This window comes from Pedobacter sp. UC225_61 (genome assembly GCF_044452285.1).
In the GTDB taxonomy this organism is placed as follows: domain Bacteria; phylum Bacteroidota; class Bacteroidia; order Sphingobacteriales; family Sphingobacteriaceae; genus Pedobacter.
In genome coordinates this window covers 995,066-1,016,000 of the sequence record NZ_JBIOAL010000001.1, presented here as the reverse complement: position 1 = coordinate 1,016,000, position 20,935 = coordinate 995,066, and the positions used below count along the sequence as shown (strand labels likewise).

Here is a 20,935-nt window from a genome sequence, read left to right as displayed (position 1 = left end):
CAATTTACTAATGGAATAAAGATTACTAGAAACTCCTTGCCACCATGTCTCCTGCTTCTTGCCCAGTTTGACTACCAATTGCAATACCCATTCCGTTACATCGAACTGCACAAAAGATATTAGGTTTTACTTCTTCAATTAGTGGAGCTAATGGAGTACCAAAGGCCATTATACCACTCCATTTTTGTTCAATTTCGAAAGGGGTTTCTGGTAAAATGGTTTCTTTTAATAAATTAACTAACGCTTGTTGAACTACTACTGTTTCACCAAAATCCGTTGTTTCCTCGGCTTTAAAATCTAAATTTCTACCACCACCTAAAAGAACTCTATCATCAATATTTCTAAAATAGTAATAACCTTTATCGTAATGAAAAGCGCCTTTTAACTTTAAGTTAGCAATAGGTTTAGTTATAATGACTTGTCCGCGACCAGGTACAACAGCTAAATCTGGCAATAGTTCATTTACAAAAGCATTAGTAGCTAGTAAAGCCCTTTTGCAAGAAAAATCACCCTGGCTAGTTTTAATTAATACAGTATTATTTTCGTTTAATAACTCTTCAACCTTACAGCTTGTATAAATCTGTACTCCAATTGACATTGCTTTAGCCAAAAGTGATTTCATCATTAAACCAGGATCAATTTGTGCTTCTAAATTATTTTCAATAAGCACATCAATACCCTTAAAACCAAAAGAATTAATTTTAGAATTAGTTAAGGAATATGTGTCTTTTTGAAGCACAATATCCTCAATTAGAGTGTTAAAATGGCTCATTTTTGCTACACATTCGTTAGCTAAATCGCTTTGTTGTGGCTTAAATAATTCAAAACCACCATTATTTTGAAAGGAAATAGACTTATCGCCAAGCAAATTCCTAAGCTTTAAAAGCCCTTTCCATCTTTTCGAAATCAGTTGATGTAGGCCATCAGTTCCGCTTAATTTTTCTTGTTCTATTAATTCTGAAACACTACCAAAACAGGCAAAACCAGCATTTTTTGTACTCGCTCCTGAGGGTAGAAAGCCTCTTTCAAGGATTAAAACGCTCGTTTTTGGGTTTTCCGATTTAATAGCGATTGCAGCATTTAAACCTACAATCCCATTACCAATTATAATGACATCGGCATGAAAGAAATTCTTTTTTTCCCAATAGGATAGATTATGAAGCATAGATAAATGTATTGTAATTTTTTTATGTCTTTTAAATATGGGAACGCTTTTTGATTTAAAGATATTGAAAAACATACATCATCGAATATGGGAACTTATTTAATTTTAATCATCCCGATACTATTACTGAGCATGTTTGTGCAGTGGCGATTTAGAAATAAATTTACAAAATATGCAGAAACTCAGCTTAGTTCTGGCCTATCGGGAAAAGAGGTAGCTGAAAAAATGCTACGCGATAACGGTATTTATAATGTAAATGTAATGAGCTTAGAAGGTCAACTTACCGACCATTATAATCCAGCCTCTTTAACTGTAAATTTAAGTACAGATGTTTATTATGGAAGAAGTGTTGCTGCCGCAGCAGTAGCCGCTCATGAATGTGGACATGCCGTACAACATGCAAAATCATATCATTGGTTGCAATTGCGCTCTAACATGGTACCTGTTGTAAGCATCTCTTCTAACCTTTTGCAGTGGGTACTTATAATTGGTGTTTTATTAATCGGTTTTACTGGAAATCCCTTGGTATTAGGAATTGGTGTAGCTGGATTAGCTTTAGTAACCATATTCAGTATCATAACATTACCAGTAGAGTTTGATGCAAGTAAAAGAGCATTACTTTGGCTGAGAAATAATCATAGTGTTATGCAAAGCGATGAAGAAAATGTACAGGCAAAAGATGCGCTTTGGTGGGCGGCAATGACCTATGTAATAGCAGCGCTTGGTGCATTAGCTAACTTATTATATTACGCATCAATGCTATTTGGCAGAAACAGAAATTAAAAGGATACCAATGAAAAACAAAAAAGGGATGATAACCAGTTATCATCCCTTTTTTATTGAGATTGAAAAATCTCAGTTTAGTTTATAAGGAACAATCAATTGAAACTCTGGAATATCTACTTCAAAACTGGTTTCATCAACTAAACGGTTCATTGAATAATGACCACGCATACTGCCAATATCTGTTTTAAGATTGCAACCAGAAACGTAAGAATAGCTTTTGCCAGATTCGATTACTGGTTGAACACCAACCACACCTTCTCCCTCTACTTCTCTAATTGAGCCGTTTGAATCGAAAATAAACCATTGGCGACGCATTAATTGTATTGCATAATCCGATAAGTTTTCTATTTCTATGCGATAAGCAAACATGTAATGTTCGTTTGCAGGATTAGAATGCTCGTCTTGGTAAATGGTTTCTACCGAAATTTTTACACCTTGTGTTATAGCTGTAACCATTTGTTAAATTTATAAAATGCTTTTCAATAATCAAGCCATTTCTGAAAAGGGAACAACGTTCTCATATTTTTCTGCCACTTCGTCTAAAATCTGATGAATAACGGCAATATTTTCTTCTTTTACCAACAGCATTCGGTACTGTTTAAAATCAGGCAAGCCTTTAAAATAATTGGCATAATGACGTCTCATTTCAAACACACCTACTTTTGGTCCTTTCCACTCAATAGACTTATCCAAGTGAGTACGACAAGCGACAATCCTTTCTTCTAACGTTGGGCCAGGTAAATGTTCGCCAGTTTTAAAGAAATGTTTTACTTCGCGGAAAATCCATGGGTAACCAATTGCAGCCCTTCCAATCATAATTCCGTCTACTTCGTATTCCATTCTCCAATTAGCCGCTTTTTCCACACTATCTACATCGCCATTACCAAAAATTGGGATTTTAACACGTGGATTTCGTTTAATTTCTCTAATTAAGGTCCAATCGGCCTCGCCTTTATACAATTGAGCTCTTGTGCGACCATGAATAGTTAACGCTTGAATGCCAATGTCCTGTAGTCTTTCAGCAACTTCTTCTACGTTTTTGGTATTGTCGTCCCATCCTAAACGGGTTTTAACGGTAACAGGTAAATGTGTTGCTTTTACAACCGCTTCTGTCATTTTCACCATTTTATCAATGTCTTGTAACAAAGCAGATCCCGCACCGCGACAAGCTACGTTTTTAACAGGACAACCGTAATTGATATCCATAATATCAGGCCCAGCTAACGTGGCAATTTCTGTTGCTTCACGCATGCTTTCAATGTCACTACCAAAAATCTGAATCCCAATTGGTCTTTCGTATTCAAAAATATCTAGTTTCTGACGGCTTTTTGCTGCATCTCGAATTAATCCTTCCGAAGAAATGAATTCTGTATACATCAAATCTGCTCCCCCCTGCTTGCACACGTAACGAAAAGGTGGATCACTCACATCTTCCATCGGTGCTAATAACAAAGGGAAATCTCCCAAATCTATATTTCCTATCTTTACAGACATTTTTCTATCTTCAAACCAAAATTATTTACAAAGTTACGGATTTTACAAATAATGCAAGTTACACAAACGTCAAGAGAAGAAATCAATCCATTTTTACAGCTGTTGTTACTAGGCGGTTATGCTGTGGTGGGGCTTGTGATAGCGATGATTATTGGATTTTTAATCTGCCTCGGTATTTATGGATTAGATTTACTCCATAACACAGGGTGGATGACAGGAAATGATTTGAAATATATTGGAGCCTTAAAAATATTACTTACTGCACAACAAATAGGTCTTTTTTTAGCGCCCGCCATATTTTTAGGCATTACCGAAGGTAAAAAACCACAACATTTTTATGGTATGAAAATGCCGAAAGCAAACCTTATTTTATTGGTTTTTATATTGATGCTATGTTCTACACCAATTTTAGGATTTGTAAATGAATTAAATCAAAAAATGAATCTCCCAGAAGGTTTAAAATGGCTAGAGAACTGGATGAGAAGGATGGAAGACGAAGGAACAAAAACCACAGAAGCTATTTTAAAAATGAATTCCATTGGTGGTTTTTTAATTAATCTATTAGTAATTGCTATTATACCGGCTATTTGTGAGGAGTTTATATTTAGAGGGGCTTTACAACGCACTTTTTTACGAATAATAAAAAATCCGCATATTGCTATTTGGACATCGGCAATCATTTTCAGCACGATACATTTCCAGTTCTTTGGGTTTTTTCCAAGATTATTTTTAGGCGCAGCGTTTGGCTACATCTATTTTTGGACAGGTAGCATTTGGTATACTGTTTTTGCTCACTTTTTAAATAATGGATATGCTGTCGCGATGGCCTGGTATTTACAAAAAAACAATTTGCCAATAACTAACGATGATGGACCTTCGGTTGCTTGGTATGGCTATTTAATTAGTGCAATATTAACCATAGCTTTGTTTTGGATTTTAAAAGAGAAATCAACCGAAAACCATAGCCCACAACCTACAACTTTAAATGAAGACTAGAGCAATAACCGCTTTCTTTTTTACACTAGTGATGCTTGCATCGTTAATAAATGGCTACGCTTTTACAGGGTTTTACTTAATTTTAAGCATTGTTGCACTATTAGAGTTTTATAAATTAGTTAAAACGTCAGGCATTCGACCCCATAGAAATATTGCAGTTTTGGCTGCGGTAATTATCTTTTTATTAACAGCAAGCTATCATTATTTTCAGTTTGAGTTAAAGTATTTATTACTTATTGTTCCGCTTATATTTTCGGTATTTATTTTTGAATTGTATAAAAAGGAAAAAATCCCATTTGCTAATATCTCTTACACCTTTGTTGGCTTTATTTACGTCACCATTCCATTTTGTTTCTTTTATTCTTTAGGCTTTTTGGCCAACTTTAATTTATATAACTTTCACTTACCACTTGCCTTTTTATTACTGCTCTGGGCAAATGATACAGGCGCATATTTGTTTGGTGTAAAATGGGGAAAGCACAGATTGTTTGAACGACATTCTCCAAAAAAATCATGGGAAGGTTTTTTTGGCGGTATGTTTACAAGTCTAATAGTCTCTTATTTGATTTCTTTACAGTTTCCTGAAATGAAGCCAATTGTTTGGGCAGGAATGTCTATTCTAATTGTGTGCTTTGGTACGTTAGGTGATTTAGTAGAATCGATGTTAAAAAGAAGTCTTGACGCAAAAGATTCAGGAAGTTTTTTACCAGGCCATGGCGGATTTTTAGACCGTTTTGACGGCTTGTTAATAGCTGCGCCAGTTGTGTACGTTTACTTGTATCTGATTTTGCATTAGCTGTCTGTAACAAATCAATAACAGCCATACATTACTTCGTTTTCTGTTTATATTTGATTTATTATCAACTAAACTAAACCTCATGGCAAAACTTTACCAACGTAGCTTACTGTTTTTTGCATTATTTCTTTGCTTTCAAGTTGCAGAAGCGCAAAACATTCCAACTCCAAAAGAACATTTTGGTTTTAACATTGGCGATGATTATCAGCTCGCGAATTACACCCAAACAGAAGCTTATTTTAAGAAGCTGGCAGAAACCTCAAAACGAGTAAAACTTGTTGATATTGGTAAAACCGAAGAAGGAAGATCTCAATACATGTTGATTATTACTTCGCCAGAAAATCAAAAAAACCTAGAAAAATATAAAGAGATTTCTCAAAGATTAGCACACGCAGAAGGGCTAACGCCAGAACAGGCTAAATCTTTAGCAGCAGAAGGAAAAGCAGTAGTGTGGATTGACGGAGGTTTACATGCAAATGAAGTTGTAGGTGCACACCAATTAATACAAATGGCGTATAACCTTTCTAGCAGAACAGACGCAGAAACCAATAAAATATTAGATAATGTAATTGTGTTAATGACGCATGCTAATCCAGATGGACAAGAATTGGTGAGCAATTGGTACATGAGAGAAAAGGATCCAAAGAAAAGATCTATAAATGGCCTTCCTCGTTTGTACGAAAAATACGCAGGACATGATAACAATAGAGATTTCTTCATGTTAAATTTAAAAGAAACTCAAAATATTGGTCGTCAACTTTTTGTAGAATGGATACCACAAATTATGTACAATCATCACCAAGCTGGCCCGGCAGGAACAGTTGTTGCTGGTCCTCCGTATCGCGATCCGTATAATTATGTTTTCGATCCAATTATATTAACAAGTATAGATGCTGTGGGTGCGGCAATGCACAATAGAATGAATGTTGAGTCTAAACCAGGTTATACACAACGCGGAGGGTCTGTATTTTCTACGTGGTATAATGGTGGTTTGCGTACAACGACGTATTTCCACAACATGATTGGGCTATTAACCGAAATTGTAGGTAGTCCAACTCCGTCTGATATTCCACTTGTACCGTCTCGTTTATTGCCTAACGGCGATTCTCCAAATCCAGTTTTACCACAAAAATGGTATTTTAAAAACTCGATAGATTACTCTGTTTCATTAAACTATGCCGTGTTAAATTATGCACAACGCTATCATGATGAATTATTGTTTAATATTTATCAAATGGGTAAAAACTCAATTGATAGAGGAAGTAAAGATACTTGGTCTTTCTCACCTAAAAAGATTGAAGCCATTAACGCTGCTGCACAAGCGGGAAGACCAGCTAGCACAACAACACAAGGTGGAGGTTTTGAGGGAAGAGGTGCAATGTCTACTAAGTATTTAGATACGGTGATGAAAAACCCAGCTAATCGCGATGCAAGGGGATATATTCTTTCGGCAGATCAGCCAGATTTTACGACCGCCATTCGATTTTTAAATGCATTGATTAGAACAGGTATTTCGGTTCAAAAAGCAACTGCTCCATTTGCTGTTGCTGGCAAAAATTACCCTGCCGGAAGTTATGTTGTTAAAACCGATCAAGCTTTTCGCCCACACGTTTTAGATATGTTCGAACCACAAGATCACCCTAACGATTTTAAATACGAGGGAGGTCCTCCAATTGCACCTTATGATGCTGCTGGTTGGACATTAGCCTATTTAATGAACGTTAAATTCGATAGAATTCAAGATAAATTTGATGGTCCGTTTGAAAAACTACCATATGGAGAATTAATAAAAGCAATATCAAAAGCACTTCCTTCCGGTGGAGGATACACGTTAAGTTCATCAGCCAACGAAAGTTTTTTGGCTGTTAATGAATTATTGAAAGGAGGAGCAGAAGTTTATCGCAATACTGCGGACGGATCATTTTATGTACCAGCATCTTCAAAAGCTAAAAGTATATTGGATAAAGCGGAACATGGTTTTGGTATGAGAGTTACAGCAGCACAAAAACCTGCTAAAGCAGTTAAAATTGCGCCTTCTCGTATTGCATTATGGGATACATATGGAGGGTCAATGGATTCTGGATGGATTCGATTTATTATGGAACAATATCACTTTGATGCAACTGTAATTTATGCTCCGGATATTGATGCTGGGAATTTAAAAGATAAATTTGATGTGATTGTTTTTGTGGATGGTTCTATTCCAGCATACAGTCCAAATGTATCAATTGGTGCTGGCGCAAGAGGTGGATTTGGTAGCCCTGCTCCAGAAACCATTCCAGAAGAATACAGGGCTCGATTAGGAAGAATGACTCAAGATAAATCAATTCCTCAATTAAAGAAATTTTTAGAAGCCGGAGGAGAAATCGTTGCTATTGGTACTGCCACTAATTTAGCTACACATTTAAATTTACCCGTTCGTAATGCGATGGTAGAATTGATAGGGGGTTTAGAAAAAAGATTACCAGCGGAGAAATATTATGTGCCAGGTAGTGTTTTAAATGTTACGCTAGATAAGAATCAACCAGCAAATTGGGGCATGGACAATACTGCAGATGTTTATTTCGATAATAGCCCTGTATTTAAATTAAGTGCTGATGCAGTTTCAAGTGGAAAAATTAAACCTTTAGCTTGGTTTGCTAATGCAACGCCTTTACGAAGTGGTTGGGCATGGGGACAAAGTTATTTACAGGATGGTGTAGCTGCTTTTGAAGCAGATTATGGAAAAGGAAAATTATTTGCCTTCGGTCCAGAGATTACGTTTAGAGCACAAACTCATGGAACCTTTAAATGGATGTTTAACCAATTGTATAAGTAAAGGCTTAGTCACTGCTTTGCAATGGTGAAAATTGGAAACCCTGCTAATATTTTGGTTAGTGGGGTTTTTACTTTTAGCTTACCATTCCAAAAATCATCAAGGTTATCTTTGTAGTATGAAAGTAGAAATTTGGTCTGATGTGATGTGTCCGTTTTGCTATATCGGTAAAAGGCATTTTGAAAAAGCAATTGAAAAATTACCGTTTAAAAATGAAGTGGAAGTAGAATGGAAAAGTTTTCAGCTTAATCCAGAATACCACAATACAAATAACGAAGATTTATACACGTATTTGGCGAGAAGCAAAGGCATGTCTTTGGATCAAGCGAAACAAATGACGGGCCAAGTGGTCGAAATGGCTTCAAACGTTGGCTTGGATTTAAATTTTGCGACAAATATTCCTGCCAATTCTTTTGATGCACATCGATTTCTTCATTTTTCGGCAAGCAAAGGATTACAAGATCAAGCAGAAGAAGCGTTATTTAATGCGCATTTTATGGGCGCAAAAGATATTGCTAAACACGAAACTTTAATTAGCATTGCTGAAGAATTAGGATTGGATAAAGATGAAACTTTAAGTGTTTTGAAAGGCGATCACTTCGCCGAAGCAGTTCGTTACGACATTTATGAAAGTCAACAATTAGGCGTTAGAGGAGTTCCTTATTTTGTATTTGATAGAAAATATGCATTATCAGGTGCACAACCAATTGATACTTTTGAGCAAGCAATTACACAAAGTTTTACGGAATGGAAAGCAGCTCAGCCAACAGCCCAACTGAAATCGTTAAATAAAAATGATGATGCGGTTTGTGATGAAAATGGATGTGAGATTTAGCCAGATAGTCGTAATTCTGAATTAATATCTACTCTTCAATCCTTGCAACAAATACTCCAAACCATTTAGCTTAATTTCATACATAGTTGCTAATAAATTCCCTAATCTCCCAGGAGGGAAGCCTTGATTATGAAACCAAACTAAGTAAGGCTCAGGCAAACGTGAAAGTACCCAGCCTTTGTATTTACCAAAAGGCATTTTCATGGTAATTAATTCATTTAGCATTTGTGGATCCATAATTTGAGAATAAGGTAGATGATGAAGATTATAAAATCATTTCCAACATTTCAATTGCTTCGTCAATATTTGCAATGTTATCGAAAGAAATTCGCAAACTATCTTTTACTTCTTTCAAATTACACAAACGTGGATGAATTTGTGCAAAGGCCAAAACCTTATTAAACACCTCTGAATCAAAGAATTTAGATTGTTTATCACTGACAAAATAACCACGTAAAATATTCTTCTTAAAACTCAACTTTTCAAAGCCTAATCGTTTACCAACCCATTGTAAACGTAAAACTTTAAGCATTACTTTTACAGGCAACGGAACGGGTCCAAAACGATCTTTCAATTCTTGCTCAAATGCGATTAACTCAGTTTCGTTTTCTAGTTTCGAAAGCTCTGTGTATAAATTATATCGCTCTGTAATACTCGTCACGTAATCATCCGGAATGTGTAACTCCAAATCTGTATCAACTTGAGTAAAGTTCACAAATGCTCGCTGCGGTTCGTCCTTAAATAAATCTTTAAACTCAGCATCTTTCAATTCTTGAATGGCTTCATCCAATATTTTATTGTACATCTCGAAGCCAATTTCGGCAATAAACCCGCTTTGCTCACCGCCTAATAAATTTCCACTTCCACGTATGTCTAAGTCACGCATAGCGATGTTAAACCCACTTCCTAAATCAGAAAATTCTTCAATGGCACTTAATCTCTTTCTAGCTTCGTTGGTCAAGGTTGATAAAGGCAAACTCAACAAATAACAAAACGCTTTTTTGTTAGAGCGCCCACACGACCACGCATTTGGTGTAAATCACTCAGGCCAAACATGTGTGCATGATTAATGATGATTGTATTTGCATTCGGAATATCTAATCCAGCTTCGATAATAGTAGTAGCAACCAAAACATCTTTTTCGCCGTTAATAAAATCGAGCATCACATCCTCCAACTGATCACCGTCTAATTGTCCGTGTGCAATACCAATTCTCGCTTTTGGTACTAAAGTTTGTATCAATCCGCCTAATTGTTTCAAATCATTCACACGGTTGTGAATAAAGAAAACCTGACCGCCTCTATCCAATTCAAACTGTACCGCTTCCTGAATTAATTTATCATTAAAAACGTGTAATTCTGTATTAACCGCTTGTCTGTTTGGTGGAGGAGTACTCATAATCGACAAATCTCGAGCACCCATTAAAGAGAAATGTAAAGTTCTAGGAATTGGCGTTGCAGTTAGCGTTAGCGTATCCACATTTACACGTAAAGCCCTCAGTTTTTCTTTAGCAGCTACGCCAAATTTTTGTTCTTCATCAATTATCATGATTCCCAAATCCTTAAACTTCACATCTTTGCTTAACAAACGATGAGTACCTATTACAATGTCTACCTTTCCTTGTCCGACACGCTCTAAAGTGTCCTTAATTTGCTTTGAGGTTTTAAAACGATTAATATAGTCTACCGTACAGGGAAACTCTTTTAAACGAGATGAAAACGTCTTGAAATGCTGAAGTGCAAGAATTGTTGTCGGTACTAAAACGGCGGCCTGTTTTCCGTTTGCTACAGCTTTAAAAGCGGCACGAATAGCAATTTCCGTTTTACCGAAACCTACATCACCACAAACCAATCGATCCATAGGGTGCGGCGCTTCCATGTCTTTTTTTACATCGGCAGTTGCCTTAACTTGGTCGGGAGTATCTTCGTAAATAAATGAGGCTTCAAGTTCGGTTTCTAAATAGCCATCAGGCGCAAAAGCAGTACCCACTTGAGCTTTTCTCATGGCATATAGCTTGATTAAATCTCGGGCAATGTCTTTAACTTTTTTTTTTGTGGTTTTTTTGAGTTTATCCCAAGCTTCTGTACCCAATTTATTCATTTTGGGTTGCGTACCATCTTTTCCGCTAAACTTCGCAATGCGATTTAAGGAGTTGATGTTTACATACAGCAAATCGTTATCGGCATAAACCAAACGAATCATTTCTTGGGTTTTGCCATTTACTTCTACCTTTTCTAAACCAGCATATTTTCCAATTCCATGATCAATATGAGTTACAAAATCACCAGGCTTCAATTCGCGTAAATCTTTAAGTGTAATTGCTTGGCTTCGTTGATAACCTTTCTTTAATTGATATTTATAAAAACGATCAAAAATCTGATGATCGGTATAAAAAGCAACTTTTTGCTGCGCATCTAAAAAGCCTTCACGCAATGGAATATTTACAGGCGTAAATTTTGCGGTTTTATCAATATCATCTAAAATTGCATACAAACGTTCAGTTTGTTTAGTCGAATTTGTAAAAATGAAATTATGAATATGCTGACTTTCATTTTCTTTTAAGTTCTTAATCAGCAAATCAAAATCTTTATTAAAAGATGGCTGAGGTTTCGTTTCAAATTGAATTACATCATCAGTTTCATAGAAAAACTGTTTGCCAAACTCAACTAACGAAAAATCCTGAAATAAATCAGACAACATTTTCTCATCTGTAAAAGAGAATTTTGGATCTAACCAATTTGGATTTTGCTGTTTTTCGGCAATGCCCAATGCTTTCCAAAGTTCAACAGCTTTTTTATAACCAGCTTTAACAATGTCGATGGTATATTCTACATCCTTAAACCAAAGTTGCGTGTCATTTTCAATATAATCCAACAGGCTAATGTTGTTTTCTGTCAAAAATTTAGCTTGAACATTAGGCACAATGGTTAAACTTTTTACATCATCTACAGAAAGCTGACTTTCAATTTCAAAAGTCCTAATGCTTTCCACAGTATCGCCAAAAAACTCAATTCGATAAGGTAATTCGTGTGAGAAAGAAAAAATGTCTACAATACCACCTCGAATAGAAAACTGCCCAGGTTCATAAACAAAATCAGACCTTTCAAAATCGTATTCAAATAAAAACTCATTAATGAAATCTATACCTAAGGTTGCGCCGACACTAATTTCTAAGGTGTTTTTTTCTAAAACCGAACGATCAATTACTTTTTCTGCCAGTGCTTCTGGATATGTAACTACAATTTTTCCGTACTCACTTTGATGATTTAATTCATTTAATACTTCGGCCCTTGCCAAAACATTTGCCGTATCTATTTGTGTAAATTCAAAAGCTTTTCTAAACGAAGAAGGAAAAAACAAGACTTCCTTATCTAATATTCCTTCTAAATCAGATAAAAAATAAGATGCTTCTTCTCTGTTTGGTAAAATAAAAAGTTGTGGCTTGTGTAGTAAAAAATAAGTAGAAACAGCAATTACGGCATCGGCAGAACCCACCAATCCCTTTAGTTGGGTTTTAGTCCCCTTACTTTTATTTAACGATTGTGCTAAGGCAACAACACGATCGTCCTTTTTATATCGATTAATCAGGTCGCGAATATTCACTAGGTAAAGGTAAAAAATTATTATTAATAGAAGTTCGTAATGAGATTTAAACATCATTAATACAAAATTGAATAATGTTTGTTCGAGGCAACTAGCGGTTTGGTCGAGATTTTTTTTAGTTTCGTCGAATTGAATTTAATAGCCGTAACAAAAAACTTAACATTGTTTCTAAATAATATAAAACAAGAAACATGAAGTACATTAAAAGCTTTCCACTAGAGTTATTTTTCTGGGTTTTAGCTTTAATATTGTTGGCAACAGCAGACCCTCATGAGCACCATTTCACATTTTGCCCTTTAGCAAATTTAGGAATAACATGGTGTCCAGGATGTGGATTAGGAAGGTCAATTACCGCATTGTTTCATGGAGATGTAAGTGCAAGTTTTTCATATCATTGGTTCGGTATACCATCATTGATTTTAATTAGCTACCGCATTTATCAACTCACCAAACAATTATTTTATAAACAAAAAGGATTTAATTTAAAGTATAAGGAGGATTAACAATGTTTGACGCACAATTTATGGCATTACCGGGCATCACCCCGCAAGAATATAGTTACTTACAAACCGCCACCAACGGCTTAAATGAACAACAAGTGAGAACTTTTTTAATGATTTATTCGGGTAAAAGAAAAAACCCAAGTGACATGCTTTTGTTCTGTGTAATTGGTCTTTGTTTAGTTCCAGGATTACAACGATTCATTATCGGACAAATAGGAATGGGTATCTTATATCTATTTACTGCTGGATTATGCTTTATCGGATCAATTGTAGATATCATTAACCACAAAGAATTAGCATTTGAGCACAATCAAAAGATGGTTTTTGAAAGTTTACAAATGACAAGAATGGGCAGTTTTCAATAAACTAACACACACAAATTTTTATAAATAATCCTTATCTGTTTAAAAACGGGTAAGGATTTGTTATTTTTATAGAATGAAGTTATCTGAGATTACCAATTTCCTTGAAAATATTGCTCCCCTTAATTACCAAGAAGATTACGATAATTCTGGTTTACTAGTTGGTCATGCAAATGATGAAATTCGTGCCGCTTTAGTAGCATTAGATTGTACAGAACAAATTGTTGACGAAGCGATTGCAAAAAATTGTAATTTAATCATCACTCACCACCCTATAGTTTTTAAAGGTTTAAAAAAGTTTAACGGAAAAACGTATGTAGAGCGAGTTGTGCTAAAAGCCATAAAAAACAGCATTGCTCTTTATGCTATTCACACAAATTTAGATCATGTTGCTCATGGAGTAAGCGGAGAAATTTGTAAAAGGTTAGGCATACAAAACGCAAAGATTTTATCGCCAAAAAATAATTTAGTAAAAAAACTAGTTACATTTTGCCCAATTGTCCAAGCAGATCAAGTTAGAAATGCACTATTTGCCGCAGGCGCAGGAAACATTGGTAATTATAGCGAATGTAGTTTCAATGCTGAAGGAAATGGGACATTTAAAGGAAATGAAGAAACCAATCCTTTTGTTGGTGAAAAAGGAGTTCAACATCATGAATCTGAAGTAAGGATAGAAACGATTTTTAAAATACAAGACGAGCGAAAAATTTTGCTGGCGTTATTAGAGAATCACCCTTATGAAGAAGTAGCGTATGACATTTATCCATTGGCAAACAAATTAGAAAATGTTGGCGCAGGGATGGTGGGTTGGTTACCACAAGAAATGGATAGTACTGATTTCCTGCAGCTTGTTAAAGAAAAAATGCACACAAAAGTGATTAGACACACTGAATTCTTATCGAAAAAGATTAAAAAAGTGGCTGTTTGTGGTGGATCGGGAAGTTTTTTATTGAAAGATGCAATAGCCGCTGGTGCTGATGCTTTTATTACTGCAGACTTTAAATACCATGAATTTTTTGATGCAGAACAGAAACTGATCATCTGCGACATTGGTCATTATGAAAGTGAACAATTTACATCTAATTTGTTGATAGATAATATTCAAGAAAAATTTCCTAACTTTGCAATCCGTTTAACGGAGCATAACACAAACCCCATAAATTATTTCATTTAATGGAACAAACAGTAGAGCAAAAGCTAAAAGCTTTATACGAATTACAAAACCTACATACAAAGATTGATAAAATACGTCAAATTCGTGGTGAATTGCCAATGGAAGTGGCTGATTTAGAGGATGAAGTAGCCGGATTAGAAACACGTATACAAAAAATCAAAGCTGAATTAGACGATACTGAAGATGCAATTGTAAATCGTAAAAACATGATTAAAGAAGCACAAGCTTTAATCAAAAAATACGAAAAACAGTTAGAAGATGTAAAAAATAATCGTGAATATGATGCTTTAACTAAAGAAGTAGAGATTCAGAATTTAGAGATACAAGTTTGCGAGAAAAAAATCAAAGAATTTGGTTTTGATATCGCCTCTAAAACAGAAATCTACGAACAAGCTTTAGCAAATATCGAATCAAGAAAAGGCGATTTAGAGATTAAAAAAGGCGAGTTAGCAACAATCACTTCAGAAACTGAGAAAGAAGAACAAGGTTTAGTTAAAAAAGCTGATAAAGCGGAAACTCAAATTGAGGAGCGTTTATTAACCGCTTACCATAGATTAAGAAGTAACGCCGTGAATGGATTAGCTGTTGTAACAATCGATAGAGATTCTTGCTCAGGTTGTTTTAACCAAATTCCACCTCAACGCCAATTAGATATTCGTCAACGCAAAAAAGTTATTGTTTGCGAGCACTGTGGTAGAATTTTAGTAGATGAGGCATTAACTCACGAATTAGCTGAAGCCTAACAACCAAAAACCAAATATAAATACCAAGCCAGATGAAAGTCTGGCTTTTTTTATGAATAAAGGTTACATTGAACTTTTAGAAATTGAAAAATTATTAATCAAAACATAGTGTTTTTTTTTACGTTATATAATTCGTTAACTTAACTTTAAAAAAGCGGTTCGTCATACATGCATCAAATCAAAATGCCAAAATTTTACACTTTCTTTTCTATTCTTCTCTTTTCGTCTTTTGTAGCTTCTGCTAATTTTGATTTTAATGCCAATTGCTTAAAAGCCTATCAAAATATTTTTGAGTTAAAACTAGTAACAGCGAGACAATTAATTGCCGCTGAAAAGAAAATTCATCCTAATAATTCAATAATCCCATTATTGGAAAACTACGCAGATTATTTCTATTTATTAACAACCGAAAGCAAATCTGAGTTTGAAAGATTAGAATCTAATAAAGATGATAGGATAGATCAGATTAGTGATGATGACAAAAGCTCCCCTTATTATTTATACGCTCAAGCACAAATCAATTTGCAATGGGCATTAATTAGGGGGCGATATGGCGCTTATTTTGCTGCTGCTCGAGAGATAAACAAAGCCAATAATCTGCTACAAGAAAACACAAAAAAATTCCCAGGATTTCATTTAAATGGAATAGGGTTGGGCATAATTAATGCCGTTATGGGCGCTTTACCTGATGGTGTTTTAAAATCAACACTTTCAACTTTTGGGCTAAAAGGTAATTTGCAAACAGGGGTAAATATGCTAGATAAATTGGCAGAGAATCTTCCTAAATCGTCATATGAGCCTTTTTACGAAGAAGCCATTTTTAATTATGCTTATGTATTATCTGATGTTGCCCGCAGTCCATTAGCCTATGCAAAAACAATGAAATATACAGCAAGGATTGCAGATAGTAGCTTATTAAAAGCATATTTACAAGCGTATGTTTGTGCAAGAAATGGGCATAATGATGAGGCCATAAATATGTTAACAAACAAACCTACTGGGGCTGTATATCAAGCTTTCCCATACTTAGATTATTTAATGGGAATTGCCAAATTAAACAAGTTGGATTATTCGGCTGCAACGTATTTCGAACGATATTTACAAACAAATAAAGGCGTAAACTATATTAAAGATACCAATCTGCATTTAGCATGGATTAGTTTATTAAAGGGTGACACAAGCGGGTTTTCAACCTTGATAGCGAAAACTAAAAGTAGTGGATATACGTATCACGAGAGAGATAAACAAGCACTTAACGAAGCAAATGCACCAGTTCCAAATATTGATTTGCTTAAAGCAAGGTTGTTGTTTGATGGTGGATATTTATCAAAAGCATTGGCTATATTAGCGGATAACAAAGTTGATGATTTTGCATCCACAAAGGACAAAACAGAATATTTTTATCGTTTAGGAAGAATAAATGACAATTTGGAAAAGGACGATACTGCATTAACAAATTATCAAAACGCTATTAATATAGGAAAGAACCTAAAATATTATTACGCAGCAAAATCAGCTGTGCAAATGGGCAAGATTTACGAAAAAAAGAAAAACCAAGCTAAGGCGAAATTGAGTTTCAATATAGCTATAAACATGAAAAATCACGAAGATGAAAATAGTATCGAAACAGAAGCAAAACAAGGCTTAAAAAGAATAGGTGGCTAAAACTTATAAACTACGGCATTAATATGCATGCCAGCCCCAACAGATGCAAAAACCGCATATTCTCCCTTTTCAATTTTATACCCTTCAACTTTACCATTTAAAACTAAATCAATTAGTGTGGGAATAGTAGCGACTGAACTATTGCCTAGCCAAGAAATAGTCATAGGAACCAAGTTTTCTGGAACAGAATCTAAGTCATACAGCTTAAATAAGCGCTTCATTATAGCGTTATCCATTTTTCCATTAGCTTGATGAATGAATACAGTTTTTATTTTTTCAAGCGGAACTCCAGATTTATCAATTGCTTTTTTTACTACCTGAGGTACGTTAATAACAGCAAACTCATAAAGTTTACGGCCATTCATCTTCAAATAGGTATTCCCATTTATTTCATTAGGATTGTTGCTGCTACCCATAGTTAAAAGAGAGGCATAGCTAGCAAATGTTTGACTTTTATGAGCAATTATTCCCATTGGCTCTTCAGATTCTTTCGCTTCAAATAATACTGCACCGGCACCATCAGAAAAGATCATGCTATCTCTATCGTGTGGGTCAATAATTCTAGAAAGCGTTTCTGAACCAATAACTAGCACTTTTTTGGCATCTCCACTTCTTATTAAATAATCGGCTTGAATAACACCTTGAACCCATCCGGGGCAACCAAAAATAATATCATAAGCAACACAATCAGGATTTTCTATTTCTAATTGTTGCTTTACTTTTGCCGCTAAAGCAGGCAACATATCCATGCGGTTTGAGCCCAATTTTACATCGCCAAAATTGTGGCAAAATATAATATGATCTAAAGTCTCCTTATCAACATGACTATCTTCAAGTGCTTTTTTTGCAGCCAAAGTAGCAATATCACTATTTAGTAAATCTGAGCAAACATATCGACGTTCAATGATCTCAGTAATTTCACTAAACTTATTTATGATTTCAGTATTTTCTTTATCTAGCTTAATGCCATTGTCGAAAAAAGAAGAATCCATGAAATGGTCTCCAGAGATGATATTTTCAGGGATATAACTCCCAGTTCCAGTAATAACTGAATAAATTTTTTTTTCGTTGCCCATTCTGTACCGTATACTAATTTGGTATCTAGTATAAAAATATTATATTTTAATTGAAATTAAAAATTTTTAGGAGAAATCATCAATTAAAAACACAAATAATTCTTTTGGCCCATGAGCCCCAAGTACTAAAGTCTTTTCAATATCTGCAGTTCTACTTGGACCGGTAATGTTGCTTACCATTGAAGGAATTTGAGTGCCATATTTGTTTTTAAGCAGTTGAAAAGCATCTTTCAAATCTAAAACCAATTGTCCGGTTCTGGCAATAACAATATGTTGATGAGGAAATATACTTAATCTACGACCAGCAGCATTTTGGTTACTTACCATTACAGAACCATTGCGGGCAATTAATGCTTCACACAAGGTAATACCAACTTCAGCCTGCTCAAAGTCTTTGTCTGTTTGATAAAAAGGAAATTCATAATTAGCTAACAAGGCTTGCAATTCTGGTTCCCAGCAATAAATCTTTCTCCAATTAAACTTATCGGCTAATTCTAGAATATTTTCGATAAAATCTACGCCATTTTCGCAAAAAATAAAATTACCGGCAACAGCTGTTAATTGTTCCGCAAATAAAATTTCTAGCTCTTCTGTGTTGGTTTTGTAAAGTTGACTTTCTTCTAAATTAGGATAAGGATTGTCTCGCTTTTCGAGCAAAGCCTTCCTAATTTTTTTAAGCATAAGTTCCTTTGAAGAAATGTTCTCTTTCATAGTTGGTGATCAAAATTACTTATCCTAGCCCATATAAACAAAGAAGCAATCTTAATAATTAAGATTGCTTCTTGAAATAGTTTCTATAAAGAAAATTATTTGCTTTCTTCTTCTGCATTGGCAGATGGAGCACTTGGGTCTGTAGTTGGCCCAACACCATCGTGAATTAAACCTTGTGCAGCAGGAGTTTGATCGCCAGTACCGTTTACAAATTCATCGTAAGTAGTTCTGTTATCAAACGGACGTTTACCTAAGATTTCTTCTAAATCGGCTTGGAATAAAATTTCCTTTTCAATCAGTTTTTGAGCTAATTTTTCTAAACCTTCACGTTTATCAGTTAATAATTGTTTTGTTTTTACGTAAACATCACTAATCAATAAACGAACTTCATGGTCAATCATTTCTGATGTTTTTTCAGAATAAGGTTTGTTGAAGTTATATTCATTTTGTGGATCATGGAATGATACGTTACCAATGGTACTGTTCATTCCATAAATAGTTACCATGGCATATGATAATTTAGTGATACGCTCTAAATCATTTTGTGCGCCAGTAGAAATTTTTCCAAAAACAATATCTTCAGCTACTCTACCGCCCATTGTCATACACATTCCATCTGTTAGTTGCTCTGTAGTGTATAAAAATTGTTCTTTTGGTAAATATTGCGCATAACCTAAAGCAGCAACACCACGAGGAACAATAGAAACTTTAACCAATGGATCGGCATGTTCTAAAAACCATCCTGCAATTGCGTGACCAGCTTCGTGATAAGCAACGATTTTTTTCTCTTCTGGAGAAATAATTTTATTTTTCTTCTCTAAACCGCCAATTACACGGTCAATTGCATCTTGAAAATCTTGCATATCAACCGATTCTTTATTCCGACGAGCAGCAATTAATGCAGCTTCATTACATACATTGGCAATTTCTGCACCCGCAAAACCTGGTGTTTGAGCAGATAGTTTTTTAGCATCAACTTCTTCTGCTGTTTTAATTGGCTTCAAGTGAACTTTAAAAATTTGCTCACGACCAATTAAATCAGGTTTATCAATAGAGATTTGTCTGTCAAATCTTCCTGGACGCATTAAGGCAGAGTCTAAAACATCAGGTCTGTTTGTTGCAGCTAGAATAATAATTCCAGAATCTGTTCCGAAACCATCCATTTCTACCAATAATTGATTTAAAGTATTTTCACGCTCATCGTTACCGCCCATCATACTGTTTTTTCCACGAGCACGACCAATTGCGTCAACCTCATCAATAAAGATGATACAAGGCGCTTTGTCTTTTGCTTGTTTAAATAAATCACGTACACGTGAAGCCCCAACACCTACAAACATTTCCACAAAATCAGATCCTGATAAAGAGAAAAATGGAACTTGAGCTTCACCAGCAACAGCTTTTGCTAATAATGTTTTACCTGTACCTGGAGAACCTACTAATAAAGCTCCTTTTGGAATTTTACCTCCTAAATTGGTATATTTTTTAGGGTTTTTAAGGAAATCAACAATTTCCATCACCTCTTGTTTTGCTTCTTCTAAGCCGGCAACATCATTAAATGTGATGCTAACTTGGCTTTCTTTATCAAATAAAGTAGCTTTAGATTTACCAATATTGAAGATTTGGCCTCCGCCACCACCTCCGCCACCGCCCATTCGGCGCATCATGAAGATCCAAAGACCTGCAAAAAGCAATAATGGCAATATGATTTGAATAAAAATTCCAGACCAAGCATTTGATTTTGAAACAACTGTAGGTTTAATAATTACACTACCTGCAGGTAAATTTGCTTGTGATTTCTCTAGTTGTTTAGAGATATCATCTAACGTACTTGCATTAAAATATACTAGCGGTCCATTCCCCGAAGTATTAAATGCATTTTGAGAAATATACTTTTTATACTTTGGATCTGTCTTTTTATCAACTTTAATGAAAACCTCCGCTCTTGCGATGTCATCAACTTTATAGGAAACAACTTTTTCAACGTCGCCAGTTAATAACATATCTTTTTCGAACGTGGCATAGTTCACTTCTTTAACCGTTTCTGAGTTAAACATAAAGTTAACTACTAATAATCCGATTATTATTGCCGCATAAACCCAAAAAATGTTGAATTTAGAACCTTTTTGAGGCTTTTTAGGGATGTTTGGGATACGTTTAATTTGTTTCGGTTTGGTATCTTTATTTTGATTTTCTTTCATGTTAATTCAA

Annotated in this window: 17 protein-coding genes and 1 pseudogene; 10 read left to right on the top strand and 8 right to left on the bottom strand. The window is 35.0% G+C overall.

The window, feature by feature from the left end; genetic code table 11:
- Positions 1 to 25: 25 nt before the first annotated feature.
- Entirely contained in the window at positions 26 to 1,165 is a 1,140-nt protein-coding gene (locus ACHMWN_RS04920; RefSeq protein WP_397298206.1) for an NAD(P)/FAD-dependent oxidoreductase, read from the bottom strand.
- Positions 1,166 to 1,252: 87 nt separating this feature from the next.
- Here ACHMWN_RS04920 and ACHMWN_RS04915 point away from each other — a divergent pair, with 87 nt between their 5' ends.
- Positions 1,253 to 1,948: a zinc metallopeptidase gene (locus tag ACHMWN_RS04915; RefSeq protein WP_397298204.1), complete on the top strand. Its 696-nt coding sequence runs from the start codon at positions 1,253 to 1,255 to the stop codon at positions 1,946 to 1,948.
- 72 nt (positions 1,949 to 2,020) lie between these two features.
- On the opposite strand, the gene apaG is transcribed toward ACHMWN_RS04915, so the two are convergent.
- A complete protein-coding gene (gene apaG / locus ACHMWN_RS04910) occupies positions 2,021 to 2,407 on the bottom strand; it encodes a Co2+/Mg2+ efflux protein ApaG (RefSeq protein WP_397298203.1) in 387 nt (128 codons plus the stop codon).
- Positions 2,408 to 2,437: 30 nt separating this feature from the next.
- Positions 2,438 to 3,445 carry a tRNA dihydrouridine synthase DusB gene (gene dusB / locus ACHMWN_RS04905; RefSeq protein WP_397298202.1) on the bottom strand — a complete coding sequence of 336 codons (1,008 nt, stop codon included), beginning with the start codon at positions 3,443 to 3,445 and terminating at the stop codon, positions 2,438 to 2,440.
- Positions 3,446 to 3,496: 51 nt separating this feature from the next.
- Between dusB and ACHMWN_RS04900 the strand changes: the two genes are divergently transcribed.
- From ACHMWN_RS04900 to ACHMWN_RS04885, 4 genes are all read left to right on the top strand, one after another.
- A complete protein-coding gene (locus tag ACHMWN_RS04900) occupies positions 3,497 to 4,441 on the top strand; it encodes a type II CAAX prenyl endopeptidase Rce1 family protein (protein WP_397298200.1) in 945 nt (314 codons plus the stop codon).
- Positions 4,431 to 5,237 carry a phosphatidate cytidylyltransferase gene (locus tag ACHMWN_RS04895; RefSeq protein WP_397298198.1) on the top strand — a complete coding sequence of 269 codons (807 nt, stop codon included), beginning with the start codon at positions 4,431 to 4,433 and terminating at the stop codon, positions 5,235 to 5,237. The genes ACHMWN_RS04900 and ACHMWN_RS04895 overlap by 11 nt, the downstream gene beginning before the upstream one ends.
- 82 nt (positions 5,238 to 5,319) lie before the next feature.
- Positions 5,320 to 8,055 carry a M14 metallopeptidase family protein gene (locus tag ACHMWN_RS04890; RefSeq protein WP_397298197.1) on the top strand — a complete coding sequence of 912 codons (2,736 nt, stop codon included), beginning with the start codon at positions 5,320 to 5,322 and terminating at the stop codon, positions 8,053 to 8,055.
- A gap of 115 nt (positions 8,056 to 8,170) precedes the next feature.
- Positions 8,171 to 8,887, top strand: a complete 717-nt coding sequence (locus tag ACHMWN_RS04885) for a DsbA family protein (RefSeq protein ID WP_397298196.1) — start codon at positions 8,171 to 8,173, stop codon at positions 8,885 to 8,887.
- A gap of 21 nt (positions 8,888 to 8,908) precedes the next feature.
- Here ACHMWN_RS04885 and ACHMWN_RS04880 read toward each other — a convergent pair whose 3' ends face one another.
- Positions 8,909 to 9,124: a DUF3820 family protein gene (locus ACHMWN_RS04880; protein ID WP_397298195.1), complete on the bottom strand. Its 216-nt coding sequence runs from the start codon at positions 9,122 to 9,124 to the stop codon at positions 8,909 to 8,911.
- A 28-nt stretch (positions 9,125 to 9,152) separates the two neighbouring features.
- Positions 9,153 to 12,490: pseudogene (gene mfd / locus ACHMWN_RS04875) on the bottom strand (transcription-repair coupling factor).
- 191 nt (positions 12,491 to 12,681) lie between these two features.
- Here mfd and ACHMWN_RS04870 point away from each other — a divergent pair.
- From ACHMWN_RS04870 to ACHMWN_RS04850, 5 genes are all read left to right on the top strand, one after another.
- Positions 12,682 to 12,993 carry a DUF2752 domain-containing protein gene (locus ACHMWN_RS04870; RefSeq protein ID WP_397298194.1) on the top strand — a complete coding sequence of 104 codons (312 nt, stop codon included), beginning with the start codon at positions 12,682 to 12,684 and terminating at the stop codon, positions 12,991 to 12,993.
- A gap of 2 nt (positions 12,994 to 12,995) precedes the next feature.
- A complete protein-coding gene (locus ACHMWN_RS04865; protein WP_397298193.1) occupies positions 12,996 to 13,358 on the top strand; it encodes a TM2 domain-containing protein in 363 nt (120 codons plus the stop codon).
- 73 nt (positions 13,359 to 13,431) lie between these two features.
- Positions 13,432 to 14,529, top strand: a complete 1,098-nt coding sequence (locus ACHMWN_RS04860) for a Nif3-like dinuclear metal center hexameric protein (protein ID WP_397298191.1) — start codon at positions 13,432 to 13,434, stop codon at positions 14,527 to 14,529.
- Positions 14,529 to 15,272: a zinc ribbon domain-containing protein gene (locus ACHMWN_RS04855; RefSeq protein ID WP_397298190.1), complete on the top strand. Its 744-nt coding sequence runs from the start codon at positions 14,529 to 14,531 to the stop codon at positions 15,270 to 15,272. Before ACHMWN_RS04860 ends, ACHMWN_RS04855 begins: the two co-directional genes overlap by 1 nt.
- 183 nt (positions 15,273 to 15,455) lie before the next feature.
- Positions 15,456 to 16,937: a tetratricopeptide repeat protein gene (locus tag ACHMWN_RS04850; protein ID WP_397298189.1), complete on the top strand. Its 1,482-nt coding sequence runs from the start codon at positions 15,456 to 15,458 to the stop codon at positions 16,935 to 16,937.
- Here the strand turns inward: ACHMWN_RS04850 and ACHMWN_RS04845 are convergent.
- From ACHMWN_RS04845 to ftsH, 3 genes are all read right to left on the bottom strand, one after another.
- Complete coding sequence (locus tag ACHMWN_RS04845) at positions 16,934 to 18,013, bottom strand: 3-oxoacyl-ACP synthase III family protein (protein WP_397298187.1); 1,080 nt, start codon at positions 18,011 to 18,013, stop codon at positions 16,934 to 16,936. The genes ACHMWN_RS04850 and ACHMWN_RS04845 overlap by 4 nt on opposite strands.
- Before the next feature lie 66 nt (positions 18,014 to 18,079).
- Positions 18,080 to 18,724 (bottom strand): lactate utilization protein C, encoded by a 645-nt coding sequence (locus tag ACHMWN_RS04840; RefSeq protein ID WP_397298186.1) that lies wholly within the window; start codon positions 18,722 to 18,724, stop codon positions 18,080 to 18,082.
- 95 nt (positions 18,725 to 18,819) lie between these two features.
- Positions 18,820 to 20,925, bottom strand: a complete 2,106-nt coding sequence (gene ftsH / locus ACHMWN_RS04835) for an ATP-dependent zinc metalloprotease FtsH (protein WP_397298184.1) — start codon at positions 20,923 to 20,925, stop codon at positions 18,820 to 18,822.
- Positions 20,926 to 20,935 lie beyond the last annotated feature (10 nt).